Annotated in this window: 23 protein-coding genes; 8 read left to right on the top strand and 15 right to left on the bottom strand. The window is 69.5% G+C overall.

The genetic code is table 11. From position 1 onward, the window contains the following. Nucleotides 1-46 precede the first annotated feature (46 nt). Nucleotides 47-1,621 (top strand): GMC family oxidoreductase N-terminal domain-containing protein, encoded by a 1,575-nt coding sequence (locus tag GWK50_RS17140; protein ID WP_162017556.1) that lies wholly within the window; start codon nt 47-49, stop codon nt 1,619-1,621. A 189-nt stretch (nt 1,622-1,810) separates the two neighbouring features. Continuing rightward, nucleotides 1,811-2,542, top strand: coding sequence for a hemerythrin domain-containing protein (locus GWK50_RS17135; RefSeq protein WP_162017555.1), 732 nt, complete (start codon nt 1,811-1,813; stop codon nt 2,540-2,542). A 4-nt stretch (nt 2,543-2,546) separates the two neighbouring features. On the opposite strand, the gene GWK50_RS17130 is transcribed toward GWK50_RS17135, so the two are convergent. From GWK50_RS17130 to GWK50_RS17120, 3 genes are read right to left on the bottom strand one after another with little or no spacing between them, the layout of a single operon-like run. Next, nucleotides 2,547-3,902 (bottom strand): GAF domain-containing protein, encoded by a 1,356-nt coding sequence (locus GWK50_RS17130; RefSeq protein WP_162017554.1) that lies wholly within the window; start codon nt 3,900-3,902, stop codon nt 2,547-2,549. Beyond that, on the bottom strand, nt 3,899-4,399 hold the full coding sequence (locus GWK50_RS17125; protein WP_162017553.1) for a hypothetical protein: 501 nt from the start codon (nt 4,397-4,399) through the stop codon (nt 3,899-3,901). The genes GWK50_RS17130 and GWK50_RS17125 overlap by 4 nt, the downstream gene beginning before the upstream one ends. A 5-nt stretch (nt 4,400-4,404) precedes the next feature. After that, nucleotides 4,405-5,229, bottom strand: coding sequence for an ABC transporter permease (locus GWK50_RS17120; RefSeq protein WP_162017552.1), 825 nt, complete (start codon nt 5,227-5,229; stop codon nt 4,405-4,407). Nucleotides 5,230-5,324: 95 nt separating this feature from the next. Between GWK50_RS17120 and purT the strand changes: the two genes are divergently transcribed. Next, on the top strand, nt 5,325-6,557 hold the full coding sequence (purT, locus tag GWK50_RS17115) for a formate-dependent phosphoribosylglycinamide formyltransferase (RefSeq protein ID WP_162017551.1): 1,233 nt from the start codon (nt 5,325-5,327) through the stop codon (nt 6,555-6,557). Nucleotides 6,558-6,627: 70 nt separating this feature from the next. On the opposite strand, the gene GWK50_RS17110 is transcribed toward purT, so the two are convergent. The 4 genes from GWK50_RS17110 to GWK50_RS17095 are packed head-to-tail and all read right to left on the bottom strand — an operon-like array spanning nt 6,628 to nt 12,364. Then, nucleotides 6,628-7,569, bottom strand: coding sequence for an ATP-binding cassette domain-containing protein (locus tag GWK50_RS17110; RefSeq protein ID WP_162017550.1), 942 nt, complete (start codon nt 7,567-7,569; stop codon nt 6,628-6,630). Further along, entirely contained in the window at nt 7,566-8,756 is a 1,191-nt protein-coding gene (locus GWK50_RS17105; protein ID WP_242455422.1) for a diguanylate cyclase, read from the bottom strand. The genes GWK50_RS17110 and GWK50_RS17105 overlap by 4 nt, the downstream gene beginning before the upstream one ends. Nucleotides 8,757-8,772: 16 nt before the next feature. Then, a complete protein-coding gene (locus GWK50_RS17100) occupies nt 8,773-10,254 on the bottom strand; it encodes an AMP nucleosidase (RefSeq protein ID WP_162017548.1) in 1,482 nt (493 codons plus the stop codon). Nucleotides 10,255-10,258: 4 nt separating this feature from the next. After that, nucleotides 10,259-12,364: a bifunctional diguanylate cyclase/phosphodiesterase gene (locus tag GWK50_RS17095; protein ID WP_162017547.1), complete on the bottom strand. Its 2,106-nt coding sequence runs from the start codon at nt 12,362-12,364 to the stop codon at nt 10,259-10,261. A gap of 147 nt (nt 12,365-12,511) precedes the next feature. Here GWK50_RS17095 and GWK50_RS17090 point away from each other — a divergent pair, with 147 nt between their 5' ends. Both GWK50_RS17090 and dbpA read left to right on the top strand, forming a co-directional pair. Then, nucleotides 12,512-13,777 carry a DUF4010 domain-containing protein gene (locus GWK50_RS17090; RefSeq protein WP_162017546.1) on the top strand — a complete coding sequence of 422 codons (1,266 nt, stop codon included), beginning with the start codon at nt 12,512-12,514 and terminating at the stop codon, nt 13,775-13,777. A gap of 34 nt (nt 13,778-13,811) precedes the next feature. Beyond that, nucleotides 13,812-15,230, top strand: a complete 1,419-nt coding sequence (dbpA, locus tag GWK50_RS17085; protein ID WP_162017545.1) for an ATP-dependent RNA helicase DbpA — start codon at nt 13,812-13,814, stop codon at nt 15,228-15,230. Between the two features lie 64 nt (nt 15,231-15,294). Here the strand turns inward: dbpA and GWK50_RS17080 are convergent, their stop codons facing one another. From GWK50_RS17080 to GWK50_RS17065, 4 genes are all read right to left on the bottom strand, one after another. Beyond that, nucleotides 15,295-16,011, bottom strand: a complete 717-nt coding sequence (locus tag GWK50_RS17080) for an ankyrin repeat domain-containing protein (protein ID WP_162017544.1) — start codon at nt 16,009-16,011, stop codon at nt 15,295-15,297. Nucleotides 16,012-16,014: 3 nt separating this feature from the next. After that, nucleotides 16,015-16,506 carry a heme-binding protein gene (locus tag GWK50_RS17075; RefSeq protein WP_162017543.1) on the bottom strand — a complete coding sequence of 164 codons (492 nt, stop codon included), beginning with the start codon at nt 16,504-16,506 and terminating at the stop codon, nt 16,015-16,017. A 262-nt stretch (nt 16,507-16,768) separates the two neighbouring features. After that, a complete protein-coding gene (locus tag GWK50_RS17070) occupies nt 16,769-17,407 on the bottom strand; it encodes a response regulator (protein ID WP_162017542.1) in 639 nt (212 codons plus the stop codon). Next, nucleotides 17,404-18,888: an ATP-binding protein gene (locus GWK50_RS17065; RefSeq protein WP_162017541.1), complete on the bottom strand. Its 1,485-nt coding sequence runs from the start codon at nt 18,886-18,888 to the stop codon at nt 17,404-17,406. The genes GWK50_RS17070 and GWK50_RS17065 overlap by 4 nt, the downstream gene beginning before the upstream one ends. Before the next feature lie 53 nt (nt 18,889-18,941). On the opposite strand from GWK50_RS17065, the gene GWK50_RS17060 reads away from it, so the two are divergent. Beyond that, nucleotides 18,942-19,892, top strand: a complete 951-nt coding sequence (locus GWK50_RS17060; RefSeq protein ID WP_162017540.1) for a cation diffusion facilitator family transporter — start codon at nt 18,942-18,944, stop codon at nt 19,890-19,892. Beyond that, entirely contained in the window at nt 19,889-20,341 is a 453-nt protein-coding gene (dtd, locus tag GWK50_RS17055) for a D-aminoacyl-tRNA deacylase (protein ID WP_162017539.1), read from the top strand. The genes GWK50_RS17060 and dtd overlap by 4 nt, the downstream gene beginning before the upstream one ends. 54 nt (nt 20,342-20,395) lie before the next feature. Here the strand turns inward: dtd and GWK50_RS17050 are convergent, their stop codons facing one another. From GWK50_RS17050 to GWK50_RS17035, 4 genes are all read right to left on the bottom strand, one after another. Further along, the gene (locus GWK50_RS17050) at nt 20,396-21,655 is read right to left on the bottom strand and encodes an MFS transporter (RefSeq protein ID WP_242455421.1); all 1,260 of its coding nucleotides are present in this window, start codon (nt 21,653-21,655) and stop codon (nt 20,396-20,398) included. Beyond that, entirely contained in the window at nt 21,652-22,389 is a 738-nt protein-coding gene (locus tag GWK50_RS17045) for a sulfite exporter TauE/SafE family protein (protein ID WP_162017538.1), read from the bottom strand. Before GWK50_RS17045 ends, GWK50_RS17050 begins: the two co-directional genes overlap by 4 nt. Nucleotides 22,390-22,532: 143 nt before the next feature. Further along, entirely contained in the window at nt 22,533-22,991 is a 459-nt protein-coding gene (gene ybeY, locus GWK50_RS17040) for an rRNA maturation RNase YbeY (protein ID WP_162017537.1), read from the bottom strand. A 63-nt stretch (nt 22,992-23,054) separates the two neighbouring features. After that, nucleotides 23,055-24,005, bottom strand: coding sequence for a PhoH family protein (locus GWK50_RS17035; protein WP_162017536.1), 951 nt, complete (start codon nt 24,003-24,005; stop codon nt 23,055-23,057). 47 nt (nt 24,006-24,052) lie between these two features. Between GWK50_RS17035 and ruvA the strand changes: the two genes are divergently transcribed. Then, nucleotides 24,053-24,628 (top strand): Holliday junction branch migration protein RuvA, encoded by a 576-nt coding sequence (gene ruvA, locus GWK50_RS17030; protein ID WP_162017535.1) that lies wholly within the window; start codon nt 24,053-24,055, stop codon nt 24,626-24,628. Nucleotides 24,629-24,631 lie beyond the last annotated feature (3 nt).

The following is a 24,631-nucleotide window of genomic DNA, read 5'->3' as shown; positions in this document are numbered from 1 at the left end:
GGCCCGCTCCATCGGTTAAGGTGCGTCAAACACGGAGGAGACGGGTATGTTCGACTACATCGTAGTGGGGGGCGGATCGGCCGGTTGCGTGCTCGCTGGGCGCCTGAGCGAAGACCCGGCTGTGCGCGTGTGCCTGCTGGAGGCCGGACCGGCGGATCACAGCGTGCTCATCCACTGCCCGGCAGGATTGGCCGTGATGGCCAAGTACATGCTCAACGGCTGGGGGCTGAACACCACGCCGCAGCCTGGCCTGGGCGGGCGCCGGGGCTACCAGCCGCGTGGCAAGGTGCTGGGCGGCTCCAGCTCCATCAACGCCATGATCTACGTGCGCGGCCAGCCGCAGGACTACGATCACTGGGCCGCGCAGGGCAACCCGGGCTGGGGCTGGAGCGACGTGCTGCCGTACTTTCTGCGCGCAGAGAACAACGAGCGCGGCGCCGACGCCTGGCACGCCACGGGCGGCCCGCTCAACGTGATGGACCTGCGTTCGCCCACCCGCTTCGCCCGGGTGTTCGTCGAGGCCGGCGTGCAGGCGGGCCACGCGCACAACCGCGACTTCAACGGTGCCACGCAGGAAGGCGTGGGCGAATACCAGGTCACCCACCGCAACGGCGAGCGCTTCAGCGCCGCCAAGGCCTACCTTACGCCGCACCTGGCGCGGCCCAACCTGCAGGTGCTTACTGGGGCGCACGCCACCCGCGTGCTGTTCGACGGGCGCCGCGCCGTGGGCGTGGAATTCCGCCAGGGCAACCGCTTGCAGCAGCTGCGCTGCAAGCGTGAGGTGTTGCTGAGCGCCGGCGCGCTGCTGTCGCCGCAACTGCTCATGCTCTCGGGCATCGGCCCCGGGGCGCAGCTGCAGCGCCACGGCATTGCCGTGCTGCACGACCAGCCGGGCGTGGGCGCACACCTGCACGACCATCCCGACGTGGTGCGCGTGGTCGATGCACCGGGGCAGAGCGAGCTGTTCGGCATCTCGGTGCCCGGCGTGGCGCGCATCGTGCGCGGCGTGCACGAATGGCGGCGTCAGCGCAGTGGCATGCTGACGACCAACTTCGCCGAGGCGGGCGGATTCATCCGCAGCCAGCCCTCGGAAACGGCGCCCGACGTGCAGCTGCATTTCGTCATCGGCAAGCTGGTGGATCACGGCCGCAAAACGGTGCTGGGCCACGGCCATTCCTGCCATGTTTGCCTGCTGCAGCCCGTGAGCCGGGGCAGCGTGCAGCTCGCCAGCGGCGACCCGATGGCGCTGCCGCTGGTGGACCCGAACTTCCTGGGCGAGCGCGCCGACATGGACCGCATGGTGCACGGCTTTCGGCGTATGCAGGAAATCCTGGCGCAGCCCGCGCTGGCGCGCTATGGCACCGCGCCCGTGCTGGAGTCCGACGCGGAGATCGAGGCCTTCATCCGCCAGCACGCCGACACCATCTACCACCCCGTGGGCAGCTGCCGCATGGGGCCGGGCGAGCACGACGTGGTGGATGCGCAGCTGCGCGTGCGCGGCGTGCAGGGCCTGCGCGTGGTCGATGCGTCCATCATGCCGCGCATCGTCAGCGGCAACACCAACGCCCCCACCATCATGATCGCGGAAAAGGCGGTGGACATGGTGCGCGCGGCGGCGTGACGGAATTCACGCAATTGGCGGACGATGGTGTTTTTAAGGATGGAATAGGGTTCGGTTAAGGGATTTTTAACAGCGCGCGAAGGCAGCGATTTCTAGACTTCATTCCACGGTTGCGGGTGCATGGTGCACCCGGCCCGGCACGGTTTCGCACCGTGTCGTAGCAGGCCCCCGGGGCCAGGAAAGAACGTGATGAAGATCGATACCCGTGAAATTGCCGAAATCGCCGCTGCCCAACCTGTCGTGCCGCGCGTGGACCTGTACGCCGGCATCCACAAGGCGCTGCGCGCCTTCATGACCGACACCCTGCTGGGCCTGGGCCGCATGGATGTGGAGGACGACCTCGACTTCGCCCAGGGCTGCCAGCGCGTGGCGCAACTGCTCGATGTGCTCCAGGCCCATCTGGAGCATGAGAACCGCTTCGTGCACCCGGCCATCGAAGCCCGCGCCCAGGGCGGCAGCCTGGCGGTGGCGGATGAGCACGAGGGCCACGAGCGGGCCATCCTGCGCCTGGTGCGTGCCGTGGCCGACCTGATGGCCTGCGCGCGCGCCGACCGCGCGCCACGCGCCCAGGCGCTGTACCACGCGCTGGCGCTGTTCGTGGCGCACAACTTCGAGCACATGCACCTGGAAGAGACCGCGCACAACGCGGCGCTGTGGCAGCACTACACCGATGAGGAGCTGATGGCCGTGCACGGCACGCTGGTGTCGTCGATCCCGCCCGGCGAAATGATGCTGGTGATGCGCTGGATGGTGCCTTTCATGGCGCCGGCCGAGCGGTTGGCTCTGCTGGGTGGCATGCGCCAGCAGGCGCCGGGCGAGGCGTTCGGCGCGGTGCTGGATGTGGTGCGCCCCCACCTCACCGCCCGGGAATGGGACAAGCTCATGGCGGGCCTGGGGATGGCCGGCGCCAGTCTGCAGTGAGGGGTCAGCCCGCCTGTTCCTCGAGCTGGACCGGGCAGGCCACGCACAGCCGGAAGCGCCCGCGTCCGGTCTTCTCGATGCGCATGGGCGGGTTGTTCTCCTGCAGGCGGCGCTGCAGCAGCAGCAGGCGGGCCTCCAGGTTGTCGGCCACGTCGGGCAGGCGGATCGAAGGGTCGAGCCGCAGTTCGCGGTTGGAGAACTCGGTCCGTCCGGCCTGCGTGTAGTCGCGCAACAGCTTCCAGAAAATGGCGCCAGCCACGCCCTTGATGAGGTAGTCGTCGTTGATGAAGATGCTGTCGTTCGAGGCGTAGCGACGCACGCGCACGGGTGCGCCGCTCGGCACCGGCACCTGCGCCGCGTCGGTCGCGGCGGCCTCGCCCGTCTCCGGCGCGGCCTGCAGCAGGTCGATGGCGGCGCCCAGATGCCCGGCCAGCGCCACCAGCAGGTCCTCGTCCTCGAAGTCGAAGGCCATGTCACGCGGGCTTTCGGCGAACAGCACGCCGAGCACGCGGCCCGCGGCCACCATGGGTACGGCGAGCTGGCTGTGGGGCTCGGGCAGGCCGGGATAGGGGATCTCGGTGCCCGGCGCCAGTGCCGGGTCGTCCGTGCTGCCGGCCCGGAGGCTGCTGCGCATGGCGTGGCTGTAGAGCGCCGCGTGCGTCATGTGGCTGATGCGCACCGGCGTGTTCTCGCGCGCGGCCACGCCGATCACCCCGTGCCCCAACGCGATCTCCGAGCCGACGCCCGAAGTGGCGTAGCCACAACTGGCCACGGTGTAGAGGCGCTGGGCCGGTGTGTCGAGCAGCAACACCATGGCATGCCCGATGCCCAGCGCATCGCGCAGGCAGGCCAGCGCGGTCTGCAGCAGTTCGTCCAGCCCGGTACAGGCGGCCATGCGCTGGCTGCACTGGCGCAGGCGGTGCAGCAGGCCGGTGCGGCCGGGTGCGGGCTGCAGGCCCTCGCCGTCGATGGCGTCGATATGCTCCACCGCATACACGTCCGAGCCCTTGAGGCGGAACACCTCGGCCATGCCGGTGTGCGAGGCGATGCCGGCCAGCCGCGCCTTCATGCTCTCGAAGAGCGCGCCGCTGGTCTCGGTGCGCAGGTAGCGCAGGTGCAGGCGATAAAAACGCGCCGTCACCGGATCGAGCACCAGCACCGAGGCGTGCGGGTTGTCCAGGATGTTCGCGCGCGTCTTGTTGAAGAACTGGAAGGACAGGGCCACATGGCCCTCGTCCACATAGACCACCTGCGAGATGTAGGCCACGTTGGGGGTGCCGTCACTGGCGCAGGTGGCCATCACGGCCGGGATGGCGCCTTCCAGGCAAGGGCGGATGGAGTGCAGCGAAGGGGCCGTCATGGTCTGGCCTTCGGGGCGTCCAGCGGGGCGCCGGCGCGGGGCCCCGGCGTCTGGTCATAGGCACTTTCGGGCGTGAACTGCACCGCCACCACGTCGTCCAGCGGTGCCGAGAGCATGGCGGCCGCGAACTGCGGCCCGTAGCCCACCGGCGCCAGTTCGCACTGCATCGAGGCCAGGTAGCGGTCCAGTTGCGGCTGGTCGGCCGGCGACGCGGGGCGCAGCGTGGCCTCGCGGGCCTTGAGCTGCAGCGTGCGGTGCGTGGGCGGCTCGCTGAACACCACCGCGAGGCCGCCGCCCGACCCGATGTCCTGCAGGAGCTGGCGCGACTGGCTGCGCCGCAGGTACACCGTCACCTGGGTGCCGTCGGCGCTGATGGCGCTGCCCACGCCGCGCATGATGCTCGGCCGGAACGCGGCGTCGCGCGAGGCCACGATCACCGAGACACCCCGGTCCACCATGGCGATGTGCTCCGGGCTCAACAGGCTGGGTGCGGTCATGGCGGTCAGGCGGCGAAGCGGCGGCGCGTCAGGGACAGCGCCACCCAGTAGGCGGCAACGGTGGTGACCACCATCACCAGGCCGTGGCGCAGCGGGTGCGCGGGCCACTGGTCCATGAACAGCGGGCGCACCAGCTCGACGGCATTGGTCAGCGGCAGCCAGTCGGAAATGTGCCGCACCACGGTGGGCAGCTGCTCGCGCGGGAAGAACACGCCCGAGAGGAACATCATGGGCGTGAGCACCAGCGTGAAGTAGTAGGTGAAGAAGTCGTAGCCCTTGGCCAGCGCGTTGAAGATCAGCGCGATGCTGGAGAACATGATGCCCACGCACAGCAGCACGGGCCAGGCCACGAGCAGCTTGGGGCTGTGGCTGATGCCCAGCGCGAGCATCACCCCCATGATGGCCGTCACGGTGAACAGCGCCTTGAAGGCGGCCCAGAGCATCTCGGCCAGCACCACGTCGTCCAGCCCCACGGGCGTGTTCATGATGCCCTCCCAGGTCTTCTGCACATGCATGCGCGAGAAGGCCGAGTACAGCGCCTCGAAGCTCGCGGCGTTCATGGCGCTCATGCAGATCGAGCCGCTGGCCAGGAACAGGATGTAGGGCACCTGCTGCCCGTTCACCTGCATCTGGCCCACGAGCGCGCCCATGCCGTAGCCAAAGGCGACCAGCCACATCAGCGGCTCGGCGATGTTGCCGACCAGGCTGGGGATGGCGAGCTTGCGCCACACCAGCAGGTTGCGCAGGAACACCGGCCACCAGCGCAGCGAGAGGCCGGGCGGGCGCCAGGGCGATGCGGGAGGGGTGCCGGTCAGGGGGAGGGAGGACATGGCGTGTATTGTGCGCAATTGCCGCCGCTCTGTCCTCGTCCGCCGCAGGCGCTCGATTACAGTAGCCGCCAGTTTCCTTCCCACTTCCACGGCCCATGACAACCCTCGGCACCCCGCTCTCTCCCCATTCCACCAAGGTCATGCTGCTCGGCGCGGGCGAGCTCGGCAAGGAGGTGCTGATCGCGCTGCAGCGCCTGGGCGTGGAGACCATCGCCGTGGACCGCTACGACCACGCCCCCGGCCAGCAGGTGGCGCACCACGCGCGCACCATCGCCATGAGCGACCCGGCGCAGCTCCAGGCCCTGATCGAGGCCGAGCGCCCGCACCTGGTGGTGCCGGAGATCGAGGCCATCGCCACGCCGATGCTGGAGCAGCTGGAGGCCCAGGGTGTGGTGCGCGTGATCCCCACGGCCCGCGCCGCGCGCCTGACCATGGACCGCGAGGGCATCCGCCGCCTCGCGGCCGAGACGCTGGGCCTGCCCACCAGCCCCTACCGGTTCTGCGACTCGCTGGCCGAGCTGCAGGCCGCCATTGATGCAGGCATCGGCTACCCCTGCATCGTCAAGCCGGTGATGAGCAGCTCGGGCAAAGGCCAGAGCAAGATCGACGGCCCTGATGACGTGCAGAAAGCCTGGGACACCGCCATGGCCGGCGGCCGGGTGAGCCACGGGCGCGTCATCGTCGAGGGTTTCATCGACTTCGACTACGAGATAACGCTGCTGACCGTGCGCGCACGCGGCGGCGTAGGCGCCGCATCGTCGAATTCAAGCGAAGGCGGCCAGGTCGAAACCCACTTCTGCGACCCCATCGGCCATGTGCAGGTGAGCGGCGACTACGTGGAAAGCTGGCAGCCCCACCCCATGCACCCGGCGGCGCTGGAGAAGGCGCGCCAGATCGCCCGGGCCGTGACCGACAACCTGGGCGGCCAGGGGATCTTCGGCGTGGAGCTGTTCGTGCAGGGCGAGCAGGTCTGGTTCAGCGAGGTCAGCCCGCGCCCGCACGACACCGGCTTGGTCACGCTGTGCACGCAGCACCAGAGCGAATTCGAGCTGCACGCGCGCGCCATCCTCGGCCTGCCGGTGGACACCAGCCTGCGCAACCCCGGCGCCAGCGCCGTGATCTACGGCGGCGTGGAGGCCGCGGGCATCGTGTTCGACGGCATCGATGAAGCATTGCGCGTGCCGGACACCGACCTGCGCCTGTTCGGCAAGCCCGAGAGCTTCGCCAAGCGCCGCATGGGCGTGGCGCTGGCGCGCGCGGACGATGTGGACACAGCGCGGGTAAATGCCAAGCTCGCGGCCAGCAAGGTCAAGCCGCGCGCGGTTTAGGGGTCAAATCGGTGCCTGGCGCTTTATGGATAAGCGCTGGCAGCTATGAATTCAGGAGCAAATTGGGTGCTCAACCATCCTCACGAATCTGGCGCCCAGTGAGCTTGAGGAACAAATCCTCCAGGTTGGCCGGCCGGTGCAGCGTGCGCAGGTGCGGGTGCTGTAGCAGCGCGTCGAGCAGCGGGCGCGCCTCGCGGGTGTAGAAGAACACCGTCTCGCCGCTGACCTCGGTGCGCGCCGCCAGGGCTTGCAGGGCGGCGTCCTGTGCCAGCGCCAGGGCGCCCGCGCCGTACACCTCCACTACCTCGGGCTCCAGGTGCTCGGCGATCAGCGCGCGCGGCGCGCCCTCGGCGATCTTGCGGCCGTGGTCGAGCACCAGCAGGCGCGAGCACAGGCGCTCGGCTTCGTCCATGAAGTGCGTGGTCAGCAGGATGGAGGTGCCCGCCTGCACCAGGCGTTGCAGCCGCTCCCACATCAGGTGGCGCGCCTGCGGGTCCAGGCCGGTGGTGGGCTCGTCGAGCAGCAGCAGGCGCGGCTCGTTCACCAGCGCGCGCGCCAGCGACAGGCGCCGCTTCATGCCGCCCGAGAGCTCGCCCGGCTTGGCGTGGGCTTTGTGCGTGAGCGCGGCGAACTCCAGCAGGCGCGGCGCGCGCTCGTCCATCACCCGCGCGCCCAGGCCGAAATAGCGGCCGAACACGCGCAGGTTCTCCAGGCAGGTGAAGTCCGGGTCGAGCGAATCGAACTGCGTCACCACGCCGATCTCGGCCTTGATGGCCAGGGCGTCGCGCGGCATCTGCAACAGAGGGCCGCCAACGGGCTGGTAATGGATGCTGCCGCCGTCGGGCGTGGTCAGGCCCAGGCACATGCGGATGGTGGTGGTTTTGCCAGCGCCATTGGGGCCGATGACGCCCAGGCATTCGCCCGGTTCGATGGCGAACGACACGCCATTCACCACGGTGCTGTCGCCGTAGGTTTTGCGCAGGTCTTGGGCTTGTAGCAGGGGTGCGGTCATGCGGCCAGGGCAGGGGATGCAGGGGGCGTTGCGGTGGAGGCAGCCAGCACCAGGCGGTCACGGCCCTCGGCCTTGGCCTGGTACAGCGCGGTGTCGGCGCGGGCGCGCAGGGCTTCGAGGCTGGTGTCGTCAGGCCCCAGCAGGGCCAGCCCGGCGCTCAGGCGCACGGGTTCGTCCATGCCGGGAATGTTCAGGGTTTCCAGCGCCTGGCGCAGTCGTGCAAACAGGCTGCGTGCGGCGGACTCGCTGCTGTAGGGCAGCAGAACGGCAAATTCCTCGCCGCCCATGCGTGCGGCAATGTCGCTGCGGCGCAGCGTGAAGCGCAAGGCGCTGCCCAGTTCGCGAATGACCAGGTCACCGGTTTCGTGGCCGTAGCGGTCGTTGACATGCTTGAAATGGTCCAGGTCCAGCATCACCAGGCCCAGCGGCAGTCCATGGCGCTTTGCATGGCTCCACAGCGGGGTAGCGTGGCTGTCCCAGCCCCGGCGGTTGAGCAGTCCGCTGAGCGGGTCGGTCTGGGCCTGCAATTGCAGTTCGGCTTCGGCCTCGGTGCGCCAGGCCACCAGCACAGCCACGTTGGCCAGCACCATGGCGGCGTTGCTGGCCAGCATGGCCAGCATGTTGATGGGGTGCGGGGCCGTGAAGCTGGGGTACTGCTCGGTGAAGAAGGCCCCCAGAATGCCGCGCAGCGTGGTGAAGCCTGCGAGCACGAGCAGGCCCACCATGATCACCCAGCGCCAACGCCCCGACATGGCCGAGGCCGGGTGCAGGCAGGCCTGCGCCACCAGCACCAGTTGCAGGGCCAGCATGAAGTTGGTCCAGCCCACGCGCAGGGGGTAGCTGTCAAAGCTCAAAAAGTAGCCGATGGGCGTGAGCACGCACACCACTGCCAGCAGGCGACCCCAGCGCCGCGGCCCCAGCCACGCCCCCAGGGCGCGGAACATCCACCACTCGCCCAGGCCCATGCAGGAGACGGAAGTCACCGACAGCGCCCGGTCCAGCCAATGGCCGGAGAACTGCTCGGAGCTGATCATCAGCAGCCAGCCCAGGGCCTGCATGATGAGTGCGCTGCGTGCAAACCAGGCGCCCCGGCTGAGTTGGCGCCCCATGATGAAGGGCAAGGTCCCCGCCGTCAGCGCGAGGTTGACCACGTTCACGATCAGCAGGGTGGTGACGTCCAGATTCATACCAGGTGCGCAAGGCTCACTGGAAGGCCACTTCAGCAAAACTGCGCAGCTTGCGGCTGTGCAGGCGCTGAACACCGCCATCGCGCAGGATGTCGATGGCCCGCATGCCGATGCGCAGATGCTGGTCCACGCGCTCGCGGTAGAAGTGGTTGGCCATGCCGGGCAGTTTGATCTCGCCGTGCAGCGGCTTGTCGCTCACGCACAGCAGGGTGCCGTAGGGCACGCGAAAGCGAAAGCCGTTGGCGGCGATGGTGGCGCTTTCCATGTCCAGCGCCACCGCGCGGCTCTGGGAAAAGCGCCGCTGGGGCAGGTTGTCGGGCAGCAGTTCCCAGTTGCGGTTGTCGGTGCTGGCCACGGTGCCGGTGCGCATGATGCGCTTGAGTTCGTCGCGGCCCATGCACGTGACGTCGGCCACCGCCTGCTCCAGCGCCAGCTGGATCTCCGACAGCGCGGGAATGGGCACCCACAGCGGAAGCTCCTCGTCGAGCACATGGTCTTCGCGCACATAGGCGTGGGCCAGCACGTAGTCGCCCAGCTGCTGGGTGTTGCGCAGGCCGGCGCAGTGGCCCAGCATCATCCAGGCGTGCGGGCGCAGCACGGCGATGTGGTCGGTGATGGTCTTGGCATTGGACGGGCCCACGCCGATGTTGACCATGGTGATGCCACTCGCATCCTTGCGCACCAGGTGGTAGGCGGGCATTTGCGGCAGGCGCGGCGGCGCGGCGCCCAGCTCATCGCCCGCCTCGGCACTCAGGCCCACGCGGCGTGTGACCACGTTGCCGGGCTCGATGAAGGCGATGTACTCGCTGTCCGGCTTGGCCATCTCGGCGTGGCCCAGGCGCACGAACTCGTCGATATAGAACTGGTAGTTGGTGAACAGCACGAAGTTCTGGAACCACTCGGGCTGCGTGCCCGTGTAGTGGCGCAGGCGGTGCAGCGAGTAGTCCACGCGCGGCGCGGTGAACAGCGACAGCGGCTGCGCGTCGCCGGGGCGGGGCTGCCAGGTGCCGTTGGCAATGCCGTCGTCCATGGCCGTGAGGTCGGGCAGGTCGAACAAATCGCGCATCAGCAGGCGGCGCTGGGCACTGAGCTGGCCTTCCACATGGTCGTGCTCGGCAAACGAGAAGTGGATGGGAATGGGCTGGCTGCTGGTGCCCACTTCCAGCTCCACGCCGTGGCTTCTGCGCAGCAGGCGGAACTGTTCCAGGTAGTAGTTGGCAAACAGGTCGGGCCGGGTGAGCGTGGTTTCGTAGCGGCCGGGGCCCTCCACAAAACCATAGGCCAGCTTGGTGTCGGCGCGGGCGTTGGTGCTGGTTTGCACACGCACAAAGGGGTAGAACGCGCGCACCGGCTGCTCGGGGGTGTCCCCAGCCACATAGCGCTGCATGGTCTGGCGCAGGTGCCCGATCTGCTGCTGGTAGATGCGCTGCACCTGGGCCAGGGCTTCGGCCGGGTCGGTGTGGCGGGTCGGGGCGATGAAGTCGGCGATCAAAGGCATGGAGCTATTGTCCACGTCCCGGCGCATCGGATGTGACAGCAGACTGCGGGCGCGACAGCCACTCCAGCGTCTGCTGTGCGTCCAGCGGGCGCGACACGAGGAAGCCTTGCACCATGTCGCAGCCAAGCTGGCGCAGCAGCTCCTGCTGCGCGGGGGTTTCCACGCCCTCGGCCACGGTGCGCAGCTGCAGGCTGTGGCCCATTTGTACGATGGCGGTGACGATGGCCACGTCGTCGGCGTTGTCCGGGATGTCGGTGACGAAGGAGCGGTCGATCTTGAGCTTGTTCAGCGGGTAGCGCTTGAGGTAGTTGAGCGAGGAGTAGCCAGTGCCGAAGTCGTCGATCGAGACGCCGACCCCCAGCGTCCGCAGGGCTTGAAGGGTCAAGAGCACCTGTTCGGCGTCCTGCATGAGCACGGTTTCGGTCAGCTCCACTTCCAGAAAGCGCGGCTCCAGTCCCGTCTGGCGCAGCACGGCGGCGACTTCGGTTGCCATGTCACGCTGACGGAACTCCAGCGCCGAGAGATTGACAGACACCGGCACCAGCGCCAGCCCCTGGTCCTGCCAGGCCTTGAGCTGGCGGCAGGCCTCCAGCATGACCCAGCGGCCGATGGGGGTGATGAGCCCACGCGACTCGGCAAAACCGATGAAGTCGTCCGGCCCGACCAGGCCGCGCTCGGGGTGCTGCCAGCGCACCAGTGCCTCCAGCGCCTGCAGCGAGCCGTCGTGCAGGCTGACCTGGGGCTGGTAGTGCAGCACAAAGGCGCCTGTGGCGATGGCCTCGCGCAGTTGCCGCTCCTGCTGCAATACCTGCATGGCGCTGCCGTCCATGCCTGGCTGGAAGAACTGGCGGTTGCCACGCCCGCTTTCCTTGGCGTGGTACATGGCGGCATCGGCGCAGCGCAACAGCACATCGCCGCGGGTGCCGTCTTCCGGGAACAGGCTGATGCCGATGGAGGGCGATACCGTGACCGGCACATGCTCCAGCGGGAACACCGACTGCATGGCCTGCAGCAGCTTGTCGGCCACCAGGGCGGCCTCGTCGGCGTGGTGGATGTCGGTGAGCACGATGACAAACTCGTCCCCACCCAGGCGCGCCACGATGTCGGCACTGCGCACGCAGCGCGTGAAGCGGTGCGCCACCTCGCACAGCAACTGGTCACCGGCATGGTGGCCCAGCGAGTCGTTCACGGTCTTGAAATGGTCCAGGTCGATGAACAGCACCGCCAGGTGGCGGTTGGCCTGCTGGGCTTGCGCGATCTGGCGTTCGAGCTGCTCCATCAGGTGGCGGCGGTTGGGCAGCTCGGTGAGTGCGTCGTGCAGCGCGAGGAAGGCTTCGCGCTCCTCCACCTTCTTGCGTACGCTGATGTCGCGGGCCACCACGATGCGGTAGTCGCCGTGCAGTTGCGGCATGGTCTTGCCCACGACCTCCACCGGAATGTTGTGCCCGTCCTTGTGCGTGATGGCCACTTCGTAGGGATGCTCGGAGCCGCTGCGGGTGTATTCCAACGCAATGGATCGGTATTCCGGGTGAATGAAGCTGAAGATGGACAGGCCCAGGACTTCGTGCAGCGGGTAGCCGGTCAGGCGCGTCAGCGCCTCGTTGCCGTCGATGATGATGCCGTCTCGATGGAAGACGATGGCCTCGTCCGTCGCTTCGGAGAACTTGCGCATGCGCTCTTCGCTTTGGCGCACCATGCTTTCGGCGCGCCAGCGTTCGGTGATGTCGTTGATCAGCACAAAGGCGCCCACAGGGTCTGCCTGGCCCTCGAAGTGCGGAATCAGGTTGACCTCAATCATGCGGATCTCGCCGCTGGGCAGCGTCTGCTCGCGCGTGTACTTGACGCGCTCGCCCCGCATGCAGCGATCCACATGGGGGCGGATGGCTTCCCAGGCCCGGCGGCCAATGGCCTGCTCTACGGTGAGCCCCAGGATGGATTGCGTGGAATGCCCGTTGTACGCCGCATAGCCCTGGTTGGCAAAACGGCACTGCAGGCGCGGCAGTTCGTAGTAGGCCATGAGCGCTGGCACCGAGTCCGCAATGAGGCGCAGCAGTGCGTCGTCCTGGTACGCCCTGGGCAGTGCAGCGGTGGCGGTAGAGGGCTCGGACATGGGTTCCAGGCAGAAGGCTTGGGTGGGTGCGTGACAGCGCAGGTTTCTGTTATAGCCCATTGCCAGGCCTTTGCCCATGCTGCACCGCAAAGCAGTCGGAAGACTTTTTTCTGGCACGATGACAAGTTGCACACGACACACGAGGTTATGCAGGCAAGCAGTGATTTTTCTGCCGCCATGGCGGTGCTGGCCAGTGCACTGGGCTGTGGGCTGCTCATGGGCATCGAGCGCGAACGGCGCAAGGGAGACGGGCCGTTCCGTTCGCTGGCGGGGGTGCGTTCGTTCGCGCTGGCCGCGCTCAGCGGCGCGGCGGCAGCGTTGATCGGCTCCACGGCGCTGGTGGCCGTGGTGGGCGTGTTCATTGCGGCGCTGGCGGTCACGGCCTATGCGCGCGACCGCTCGGGCGACCCCGGCGTGACGACCGAGATCGCCCTGCTGCTGGCCTACCTGATCGGCGTGCTGTGCGCGCGCGACCAGTTGCTGGCCGCCGCGCTGGCCGTGGCAGCCACGGGGCTGCTGGCGGCGCGCGACAGCCTGCACCAGTTCTCGCGTGACTGGCTGCAGCCGGGCGAGGTGCGCAGCGGCCTGATCCTGGCGGCGCTGCTGCTGCTGGTGGCGCCGCTGGTGCCCAATGAAGCGCTGTGGCAGGGGCTGCTGAACCCGCATGTCGTCATGCGCCTGCTGCTGGTGCTGCTGGTGATCCAGTCGCTGGCGCACGTGGGCCGTCGCCTGCTGCAGGCACGCCAGGCCATGGCGCTGTCGGCGCTGGCTTCGGGGTTTGTCTCCAGCACGGCAACCATCGCCAGCCTGGGCATGGAGGCGCGCGAGGGCACCGTGGCCGTGCGCGCGCAGGCGGGCGCGGCCGTGCTCTCGTGTGTCGCCACCATGGCGCAGATCGTCGTGGTGGCTGCCGCCGTGCAGCCCGCCTGGCTGGTGCGGCTGTGGGCGCCAGCGCTGGCCGGGGCTGTGGTGGCAGGGGCCTGGGGCTGGTGGCGGGTGCGTGGTGCGACGGGCGGCCTGGAGGATGGAACGACCCGTCCTCAACTCCCGCCCGACACGGCCATGTTCAAGCTGCGCGACGCGGCGCTCATCGCCGCCTTGCTGACGGCCGTGCAAGTGGGCGTGCAGCTGCTCACGCGCTGGCAGGGCGACGCCGGCATGCTGGCGGGCGCGCTGCTCGCTGCGCTGGCCGATGTGCACGCCGCCACGGCGGCCCTGCTGGTGCAGGGCGGCCCCGCCAGCCCCATGGCGCCGGCCGTGGCGCAGGCCCTGATGGCGGCACTGCTGGTGCATGCCGGCAGCAAGAGCGCGGTGGCGCTGGCTAGTGGCGGCTGGCGTTACGCGCTGGCCGTGGCGCCGGGCATCGTGGCGCATACGCTGGCCTTCGTGGGGGTGATGGCGTTCTGGGGGTGACGGCGCGGAGGCGCCGGGCCGGATAATCCTGCCCATGACTTCCCAAGACCACCAAGCCGGCGCGGCCTTCAGCACGCTGGCCCTGGGCGCCGCCCAGCTCGCCAACCTGCAGCAGCTCGGTTACACCCAGATGACCCCCATCCAGGCGGCCAGCCTGCCGCTGGCGCTGCGGGGCCAGGACCTGATCGCCCAGGCCAGCACCGGCAGCGGCAAGACGGCCGCCTTCGGCCTGGCCCTGCTGGCGCGCCTGAACCCGCGCCGTTTCGCCGTGCAGGCGCTGGTGCTGTGCCCCACGCGCGAGCTGGCCGACCAGGTGGCCACCGAGGTCCGCCGCCTGGCGCGCGCCGAGGAGAACATCAAGGTCGTGACACTGTGCGGCGGCGTGCCGCTGCGCGGCCAGATCGCCAGCCTGGAGCACGGCGCGCACATCGTGGTGGGCACGCCCGGCCGCGTGATGGACCACCTAGAGCGCGGCAGCCTCACGCTCGAAGCCCTGAACACCCTGGTGCTCGACGAGGCCGACCGCATGCTCGACATGGGCTTCTTCGACGACATCGCCACCGTGGCGCGCCAGTGCCCCAAGGAGCGCCAGACGCTGCTGTTCTCGGCCACCTACCCGGAGGGCATCGCCAAGCTCAGCGCGCAGTTCATGAAGAACCCGCAGCAGGTCACGGTGCAGGCACAGCATGCCGAGGCCAAGATCGAGCAGCGCTGGTACGAGGTGAAGGATTCCGAGCGCCTGCACGCGGTGTCGCTGCTGCTGGGGCACTTCCGGCCCGAGTCGTCCATCGCCTTCTGCAACACCAAGCAGCAGTGCCGCGACCTCGTGGCCGTGCTGCAGGCGCAGGGCTACAGCGCGCTGGCCCTGTTTGGCGAGCTGGAGCAGCGCGAGCGCGACCAGGTGCTGGTGCGCTTTGCCAACCGCAGCTGCTCGGTGCTGGTGGCCACCGATGTGGCCGCACGTGGGCTGGACATCGCCAGCCTGGCCGCCGTCATCAACGTGGACGTGACGCCCGACCCCGAGGTGCACATCCACCGCATCGGCCGCACCGGCCGGGGCGACGCCGAGGGCCTGGCGCTGAGCCTGGCGAGCATGGACGAGATGGGCAGCGTGGGCAAGATCGAGCAGCTGCAGGGCCGCGAGTCGCGCTGGTACCCGCTGGCCGAGCTCACGCCCACGGGCAGCGGCCCGCTGGTGCCGCCCATGGCCACGCTGCAGATCATCGGCGGGCGCAAGGAGAAGATCCGCGCCGGCGACGTGCTGGGCGCGCTGACCGGCGAGATGGGCTTCACGCGCGCGCAGGTCGGCAAGATCAATGTGAACGACTTCTCCACCTACGTGGCGGTGGACCGCGCCATCGCCGCCCAGGCCGTGCAGCGCCTCAACAGCGGCCGCGTGAAGGGCAAGAGCGTGAAGGCGCGGCTGGTGACCGACGGCGAATTTTCTGAATGAAATTGGCCTGTAGCGCTTATCCAATAAGCGCTGGTAGCTACCAATTCAATAGCGCTCCGCACGTTCAAGGGCGTGCGCCGGCCGCCTCCAGCATCTTCACCATGGCGTCATAGCCGCGTTGGCGCGCCAGTTGCAGCGGCGTGTTGCCGTGGCGGTCGGCGAGCCGGGTGCTGGCGCCCGCGTCCAGCAGCGCCTGCAGCGTGGCCTGGTGGCGCGCGCCGCCGTCGCCGAGCACGATGGACTCGATCAGCGCCGTCCAGTGCAGGTTGTTCACATGGTCCAGCGGCGCGCCGGCCGCGATGAGCTGGCGCACCACGCCCGCGTGCCCCAGGTGGGCGGCGGCGATCAGGGCCGTGCCGTCGTAGCGGCTGGTCACCTGTTTCGCGCTGGCGCCCAGCTGCAGCAGCAGGCGCAGCGTGTCCTCGTCATCGGCCACGGCGGCGATGGTGACGGCGTCGTAGCGGTCGTTCTCCAGCAGGTCGAGCGCAGCGCCGGCCTGGGCCAGCAGGCGCACGGCCTCGCGCTGGCGCGCGAAGGTGGCCACGTGCAGCGGCGTGCGGCCGTGGGCGTCGCGCATGTTCACGTCGGGCCGGGCGGCCAGCAGGCGCTGCAGTCCCGTGGTGTCGCCACGCGCGGCGGCGGCGTGCAGGCCCTGGTAGGCGGCGATCTCGCTGGCCGTGGGCGCCACCTGGGCGCTGGCTGGGGCAGCCAGGACCAAGCCGGCGGCCAGGCAGGCGCCTGCCAGGGCGTGCCGTACCAAGCGGTATGCGCTGCGGGCCATGGCTTACTTCAGCTGATCCTGCACCTTGGCGAGGGCCGCCATGGCGCACTGCTCGTCCAGGTGGCCGCCGGGCGCGCCGCCCACGCCCACGGCGCCGATGACCTCGTTGCCCACCTTCACCGGCACGCCGCCGCCCAGCAGCAGGTAGCCAGGGATCTGGCCCAGGTTGGCCGCGGCGGGGTTCTTCTGCGCGCCTTCCATGATGGCCTGCGTGGTGTTCTTGGCCGAGGCCGAGGTGTAGGCCTTGAGGCGGCTGGCCTCCAGCGTGTGCGGGCCGGCGTTGTCGGCGCGCTGCACGGCGCGCACGGTGCCGGCGCGGTCGACCACGGTGGCCGTCACGTTGTAGCCGCTGGCGGTGCAGGCGGCGACGGTGTGCGCGGCGATCTGGTTGGCCAGGTCGAGCGACATGTTGCGCTCGGTGCGCACGCCTTCGGCGCTGGCGGCCGTGGCGATGAAGGCGAGGGCGAAGGCGGTGGTCTTGAGGATGTGGTGCATGGTGTTCTCCGGTGTTTGTGCTTCGGCGCCACCCGTTGCGGCGCCGTGGGAGAACTGTAGAAAAAGCCGCCGCGCGGCGCCATGCGGACGGCTACGCGCGCGGCTCCGTAGAAATACTGAGGAGGCAACCCCCTGTGGCGCTGCGCGCCTTCCCCCTTCTCTGGCATCGCTGCGCGATGCGGGCAGGGGGACGCTCCCAGCGCCCGCACGTGGGAATGCTGGCGGCCCTTGCGCGGCGGCCACTGGTGAAGTCAACAGGGTTTCACGGGTCTGGGTGGGTATCTACGAGCGCGGCGTAGCGCCGGATGAGCTGGGCCAGAGAGTCCACGCCCAGCTTGGCGAACAGGTTGGCGCGGTGCGTTTCCACGGTGCGGGGCGAGAGGGCGAGCGCGCGGCCGATCTCCTTGTTCGTCAGCCCCTCGACGATCAGGCCCAGCACCTCGCGCTCGCGCGCCGAGAGCTGGGCGTGGCGTTCGCGCGCCTGCTGGTCGGCCTGGTGGCGCTCGCGCGAGCGCACATGCTGGCGCACGGCGTTCTGCAGGGCCTCGATGAGCACCTCGTCGTGCACCGGCTTTTCGAGGAACTCGGCCGCGCCGGCCTTGAAGGCGCGGCGGCACATGTCCACCGTGCCGTGGCCAGTGAGCAGGACCACGGGCTGGTCCGCGCCCTGGGCCTGGAGCTGCTCCAGCACGGCCAGGCCGCTGGTGCCGGGCATGCGCACGTCGAGCACGATGGCGCCGATGCTGGCGCGGTCGAACCCGGCCAGGAAGGCCTGCGGATCGGCCCAGGCCTGCACGCGCAGGCCCACGGTGGCGATGAGCAGAGACAGGCCCTCGCGCACGGCGGCGTCGTCGTCCACGAGGTGAATGAGGGGCGAGAGGGACGGGGCGCTGTCGTTCATGGCTTGGAGGTGGCGGCGGGCAGGCGGAGCACGAAGGCCGCGCCCCGGCCGTGGCCGGGGGCGAGCTGGAGGCTGGCGCCCATGGCCTGGGCCAGGCTTTCGCACAGCGGCAGGCCCAGGCCGAGGCCGCCTGCGCGCGTGGTGAAGAAGGGCTCGAACAGGCGCTCGCGCGCCTCGGGCGGGATACCCGGGCCGTGGTCGCGCACGGTGAGCTGCACCTGGCCGGGGGTGGGTGCGGTGAGGTGCAGTTCCAGTCGGCGCTCGGCGGCAGGTACCTGTTCCAGCGCCTGCAGCGCGTTCACCACGAGGTTGTGCACGATCTGCTGCAGCGCCACGGGCTCGGCCAGCACGGCGGGCAGGTGGGGCTCGGCGTGCACCTCGGGCGCCACGGCGCGGGCGCGGCATTCGGGCTCCAGCAGGTGCAGCGCGTCGTGCACGGCGGCGGGCAGCTGCAGCGGCTGCGCCTGGCCGGCGAGGTCGGGCCGCTCGACCAGGCGGCGCAGCCGGCCCACCACGTCGGAGGCGCGGCGCGCCTGCTCCACGGCGCGCGCCATGGCGGTGCGCACGGTCTCCAGGTCGGGCGGGTCGTCGCCCAGCAGGCGCTGCGCGGCCTGCGTGCCCGACAGCAGCGCGGTGAGGGGCTGGTTGAGCTCGTGCGCCATGCCGACGGCGAGCTCGCCCAGGGTGTTCAGGCGCGCCACCTGGCCCAGGCGCAGCAGTTCCTCGGCGCGCCGGCGCGCCACGCGCTGGCGCCACAGTGCCTGCGCGGCCACGGTGGCGGCGGCGGTGAAGGCGCACCAGGCGAGCATGGCGAGCCAGGGCAGCTCGCTCCAGCCCACGGTGCGCAGGGCCACCACGTCCAGCGGCTGGCTCGGCGCGGCCAGGGTCTTGCGAAAGCCGTAGGTCCAGCCGTGCGCCGGGATGTGGCCGCTCTGGATGGTGAAGGTCTGGCCGGCGTGCTCCAGCGTCACGCGCACCGGGCTGGTGGCGCGGTCCATGGGCCATTCGTCGCGCGGCACGGAGGCGTGCAGGTCGATGTGCAGGGCGTAGCTGGCGGGCGTGCTCGCCAGCACCAGGTGGTAGCGCCCGGCGGCCAGGTCGGGTTGCGCCAACGCGGCGTGGCCGCTGGCGCGCGAGGCGGCCTCGGCGGTGTCGAGCCCGGGCGCGGCGGCGGGCCAGGCACCGTCGGCCGGTCGGCGCAGCACGTCGAGGATCTGCGGGTACACCGAGGGCAGGCGCGGCAGGGCGGCGTCGGCGCTGCCCTGCTCGGGCGCGGCGGGCTGCAGCAGCGCCAGGGTGGAGAGGATGGCATCGTGCTGCACCGCGCGCTGGCTCAGCAGGCGGTGCACGATGCGCGCGTCCGTCTCGAAGGCCGCCTGCAGCTGCTGCAGGCGCGCGTGCGCCAGCCACCCGGCACCACCACCGGCGGCCAGGATGCAGGCCAGCGCGGCGGCGGTGCGGCGGTGCCATGCCCTGTTCATGGCGGCGATTCTGGCACGGGGTGGGGTGGTGCGGGTCTGGTGTAATCCGGGCCATGTCTTCCAATGCCCCATTCCCTCGCCCCTGGCTGACGCCCGCCAACCTGCTGCGCGCCTCGGTGGGCGTGGCCCTGCTCACCATCACGCTCAAGACCCTGGCCTGGTACGTGACGGGTTCGGTGGGCCTGCTGTCGGACGCCATGGAGTCCTTCGTCAACCTCGCCAGCGCGGTGTTCGCCCTGGCCATGGTGACGGTGGCGCAGTTGCCGGCCGACGACAACCACCCTTATGGCCACCACAAGGCCGAGTACTTTTCCTCGGGCTTCGAGGGCCTGCTCATCGTGGGCGTGGCCGGCGGCATCCTCTGGGCGGCCGGGCACCGGCTGTTCGACCCGCAGCCGCTCGAACAGGTGGGCTGGGGCCTGGGGCTGTCGGTGCTCAGCTCGGCGTTCAACGGGCTGCTGGCCTGGGCCATGTTCCGCGCCGCGCGCGAGCACCGTTCGATCGCGCTGGAGGCCGATGCGCGCCACCTCGTCACCGATGTCTGGACCTCGGCCGGCGTGCTGGTGGGTCTGGTGGGCGCGGCCCTCACAGGCTGGTTGTGGCTGGATGCCGCGGCAGCCATCCTGGTGGCGCTCAACATCCTCAAGGAAGGCCTGGAACTGGTCTGGCGCTCGACGCAGGGCCTGATGGACGAGGCCGCCGAACCCGAGGTGCAGGCCACCATCGAGGCCACGCTGCAAGGCTTCGTGCAGGGCCAGCCGCCGGGGGCGCTGCGCTTCGACCATGTGTCCACGCGCCGCGCCGGGCAGCGCCGCTTTGTCGATATGCACATGCACATGCCGGCCGACTGGACCCTGCACCATGCCGCCGAGCTGCGCGGCCAGGTCGAGCGCGCCCTGATGGCCGCCGTGCCCGGCCTGCGCGCCACCATCGAGCTGCTGCCCACCGACGTGGAGGCGCATTTTGATGACCTTCCCGACGAACCCAAGGATGGAATGAAGTGATCAGTGTCTTGCAACGCGTGCGCGAAGCACGTGTCGATGTGGAGGGGCAGACCGTAGGTGCCATCGGTGCGGGCCTGCTGGTGCTGGTGTGCGCCGAGCGCGGCGACACCGAGCAGGAGGCCGACAGGCTGCTGTCCAAGATCCTCAAGCTGCGCATCTTCAGCGACGAGGCTGGCAAGATGAACCGCAGCGTGCAGGACATCGGTGGCGGCCTGCTGCTGGTGAGCCAGTTCACCCTGGCCGCCGACACCTCCAGCGGCAACCGCCCCGGCTTCAGCCAGGCCGCCGCGCCCGATGAGGGGCGGCGGCTGTTCGACTACCTGGTCGCCCGGGCGCGTTCCGTGCACCCCGTGGTGCAGACGGGCCAATTTGCCGCCGACATGCAGGTGCACCTGGTCAACGATGGGCCGGTGACGATTCCGATGCGCATGGAACCAGCCAGGGTTTGATTCAAAAATCATAGCTGCTGACGCTTGATAGATAAGCGCAGAGCTTGGTTTTTCTTATTTTTGGTTGGCCAGCAATGGCGACTTCGGCAGTACCCGAAACGCCAGCGAAGCCAGCGCCAGCCAGCCCGCAATGGCCAGCATGACGGCGGTGTGCGGGTCTGCGCCGCGCTGCTGGGCCCAGGTGGCGACGATGCCGGTGAACCACTGCATCAGCGCCACGCCCAGGAACATGGCCATGGTGAAGGCCGACAGGGCGCGGCCCGTCAGCGCGGGTGGGTAGGAGGCGCGCACATCGGCGTACTGCAGCACGCCATAGCCCGAAAGCAGGCCCATCAGCAGGATCAGCGCCACGCTGGCGCCCGTGTGTTGCCGCAGCAGCGCCAGCGCCACGAACAGCGCGGCCATCAGCAGCGAGGCGTTGGCGATCCAGAACCGGCGCTTGGCGGTGCCGGGGTCCAGCCGACCCGACAGGCCGGGCGCGAACAGCGCGATGAGCGACAGGGCGAACGCGACGTTGCCGCTGTCCACCAGCGTGAGGTGGAAGCGGTCCATCAGCAGCGGCGCCAGCCACAGGCCGCGCAGCGACAGGAAGGCGGCGTAGCCCGACATGCCCAGCAGCAGGATGCCCCAGGTGTGGGGCAGGAGCAGCAGCTCGGCAAAGCCGCGCAGGGCCTGGCCCCAGGTTTCTTGCGCGGCTGCGGGCGGGGTTGGCAGTGGGGGCTCGTGCACGCGCAGGTAGATCAGCAGCCACGACAGCGCGCTCAGGCCGGCCAGCGCTGCGTATCCGGTGCGCCAGCCGCCGTGCTGCACCAGCCAGGCGAGCGGGGTGCCGGTGAACAGCAGGCCCAGCCCGCCCACGCCCATGGCCACGCCCGAAAGAAAAGCGAAGCGATCCGCCGGAAAGTGCCGCGCGATGAACAGCGTGCAGGCCAGGAAGGCGGGTGAGCAGCCCATGCCGATCAGCAACTGGCCTGCCATCAGCCAGGCGTAACTGGGCGCCACAGCCGAGAGCGTGGCACCGGCAATTGCCAGCGGAAAGGCAATGAGCACGGTGCGGCGCAGGCCGTACAGGTCCAGGCCCACCCCCATCAGCAGTTGGGCCACGCCGAAGGAAAGACCAAACAGCCCGGCGAAGGCGCCCAGCGACTGGGCGGACAGCCCGAACTCCGCCGTCAGCCCCTGGGCCAGGATGGCGGTGGTGGTGCGGAACGCCTGGCTGAGTGCGAAGCCGCTGAGCAGCGCCAGCAGCATGACCCAGAGCGAGCGCGCGCTCGTATGCCTTGGGCCGGGGGGATGCGTGGTGTGGCTGCTCACTGCCGCCAGAAGAACAGTCCGGCCATCACCAGCCCTGTGGCCACGATGCCCCAGCGCAGCACCGGCGCAGGCAGCTTGCGCGCCACGCGTGCGCCGCCGTAGCCGCCGGCCGTGGCGGCCAGCATCATCAGCAGCGCCTGGGGCCAATGCACCACGCCGCCCGCGGCGTAGATGGCCACGGCGATGGCCGTGAGCAGGGCCGAGACCCAGTTCTTCAGCCCGTTCATGGCGTTGAGGTTGGTCTGGCCCAGCAGGCCGAACAGGGCCAGCAGCAGGATGCCCAGCCCGCCGTTGAAGTAGCCGCCATAGCCCGCCACGGCCAGCACGCCGACGGTGGCGCGGGTGGTGGAGGGTTTGCCGCCCGCGAGCCGCGCGCGCAGCCACGGCCCGAAGGCGAACAGCGCCGTGGCCGCCAGCAGCAGCCAGGGCACCACCTTGCGGAAGGTGGCGTCGGGCGTGACCAGCAGCAGCGCCGCGCCCGCCGCGCCGCCGATCAGCGAGAGCACCACCAGCAGCCGCATCGACAGGCCCGGCGGCGGCGCGGTGTCTTCGCGAAAGCCCCAGGCCCCGGCGATATAACCTGGCAGCAGCGCCACCGTGCCCGTGGCATTGGCGGCCACGGGCGGCACGCCGGTGAACACGAGCGCGGGCAGGGTCAGAAAGCTGCCGCCTCCGGCGACGGCGTTGAGGGCGCCAGCGACGAAGGCGGCGGTGAGCAGCAGGATGGTGTCCAAGGGTTCTCCTTCAGGCCCTGGTTGGCGAGCGGGTTCCAGGCCATTGCCTCCATCTTAGGTGGAGATTTTTGAAGCTGACGGACTGATTGGCGCCTCAAAAGTACCAACTGCTTTGCCGGAGGGTGTGCGGTCCGTGGGGCGGGCTATGGGGCGTAGGGGTCGGCGTAGCCCAGTTCCTGCAGGATGGCAGTTTCGTAGGCCTCCATTTCCTGCGCATCTGCTTCGCTGGTTTCGTGGTCCCAGCCCTGGGCGTGCAGCGTGCCGTGCACCAGCAGGTGCGCGTAGTGTTCTTCCAGGCTTTTGTTCTGCTCGCGTGCCTCGCGCTCGACCACGGGGGCGCAGAGCACCAGGTCGGCGGTGACCACCGGCTCCTGCGTGTAGTCGAAGGTCAGCACGTTGGTGGCGTAGTCCTTGTGCCGGTAGTCGCGGTTGAGCTGGCGGCCTTCGTCCTCGCCGACGATGCGCACGGTGATTTCGGCGTCCTGGGCGAGGGCGTGGCGGATCCAGCGCGCGACCTTGTGGCGCGGCAGCACGGCGCGGTGGGCCGCTGTGTCGTCGCTGCGGGCAAACTGCAGGGAGAGGGTGAGGTGGTTTAGAGCCATTTTGGCCTCCAGCGCCCGTCCTGATTGCGCGAGCAGCTATTGATTTATGAGTATTTGTGGGTGTCAGTCGGCGCTGCGGCGGCCTCGCTGGGCGTCGTAGGCATCGACGATGCGCGCCACCAGCGGGTGGCGCACCACGTCGGCACTGGTGAAGCGTGTCACCGCGATGCCCTTGACGCGCTTGAGCACCCGTTCCGCGTCGATCAGGCCGCTCAGCGCCCCCTTGGGCAGGTCGATCTGGCTCACGTCGCCGGTGACGACGGCGCGCGAGCCGAAACCGATGCGCGTGAGAAACATCTTCATCTGCTCGGGCGTGGTGTTCTGCGCCTCGTCGAGGATGACGAAGGCGTTGTTCAGCGTGCGCCCGCGCATGAAGGCCAGCGGCGCGATTTCCAGCGCATTGCGCTCGAAGGCCTTCTGTACCTTGTCGTAGCCCATGAGGTCGTACAGCGCGTCGTACAGCGGGCGCAGGTAGGGGTCCACCTTCTGCGCCAGGTCGCCGGGCAGGAAGCCCAGGCGCTCGCCGGCCTCCACCGCCGGGCGCGTGAGCACGATGCGCTGCACGTTGCTGCGCTCCAGTGCGTCGACCGCGCAGGCCACGGCGAGGTAGGTCTTGCCGGTGCCGGCCGGGCCGATGCCGAAGGTGATGTCGTGCGTGGCGATGTTGTCGAGGTACAGGGCCTGCGTGGGCGTGCGCGCGCGCAGGTCGGCGCGGCGGGTGTTCAGCGGCGCCGGGCCGCCCTCGGTTTCGGCGGCCAGGGCGCTGTCGCCCGCCAGCATGAGTTGCAGGTGCTCTTCGGTGATGGGGCGGTCGGCCAGTTCGTAGACGGCCTGCAGAACCTCCAGCGCCTGCGTGGCGCGGGCCTTCGGGCCGTCCACCTTGAACTGCTCGTGCCGGTGCGCAATGCTCACCTGCAGCGCCGCCTCGATGGTGCGCAGATGGCTGTCGGCCGGGCCGCACAGGTGCGTGAGGCGGGTGTTGTTGTGGGGGGTGAAGGTGTGGCGCAGTATCACGCGGATAATCCCAGTCGTTGGCCGCCTCGTCGCGGCAAAGGATTTCAATGATAGGCAAATTGACCGGCCAGCTGCTCGAAAAGAACCCGCCCGAAGTGCTGGTGGACTGCCATGGCGTGGGCTACGAGGTGCAGGTGCCCATGAGCACGTTCTACAACCTGCCTGCGGTGGGCCAGACGGTGAGCCTGCTCACGCAGTTCATCGTGCGCGAGGATGCGCAATTGCTGTATGGCTTTGCCACGGCGCGCGAGCGCGCGGCGTTTCGTGAACTCATCAAGATATCCGGCGTGGGGCCTCGCACGGCACTGTCCATCCTCAGCGGCATGGACGTGGACGACCTGACCCAGGCCGTGGCCTTGCAGGAGGCCGGGCGGCTGGTCAAGGTGCCGGGTATCGGCAAGAAGACGGCCGAGCGCTTGTTGCTGGAACTCAAGGGCAAATTGGGCGACACATTGGGTACGGCAAGCGCTGCGCAGGCCAGCGGTGCGCAGGGCGATATTCTTCAGGCGCTGCTCGCTTTGGGGTACAACGACAAGGAAGCGGCGGCTGCACTCAAGGCTTTGCCTGGGGATGTGGCGGTCAGTGAGGGGATCAAGCTGGCGCTCAAGGCGCTGGCGAAGTGAAAA

It is taken from the genome of Acidovorax sp. 210-6, assembly GCF_010020825.1.
Classification (GTDB): Bacteria; Pseudomonadota; Gammaproteobacteria; order Burkholderiales; family Burkholderiaceae_C; genus Simplicispira; species Simplicispira sedimenti.
Note: the sequence above shows the minus strand (reverse complement) of the source record. Positions and strands in the feature narration are given on the sequence as shown.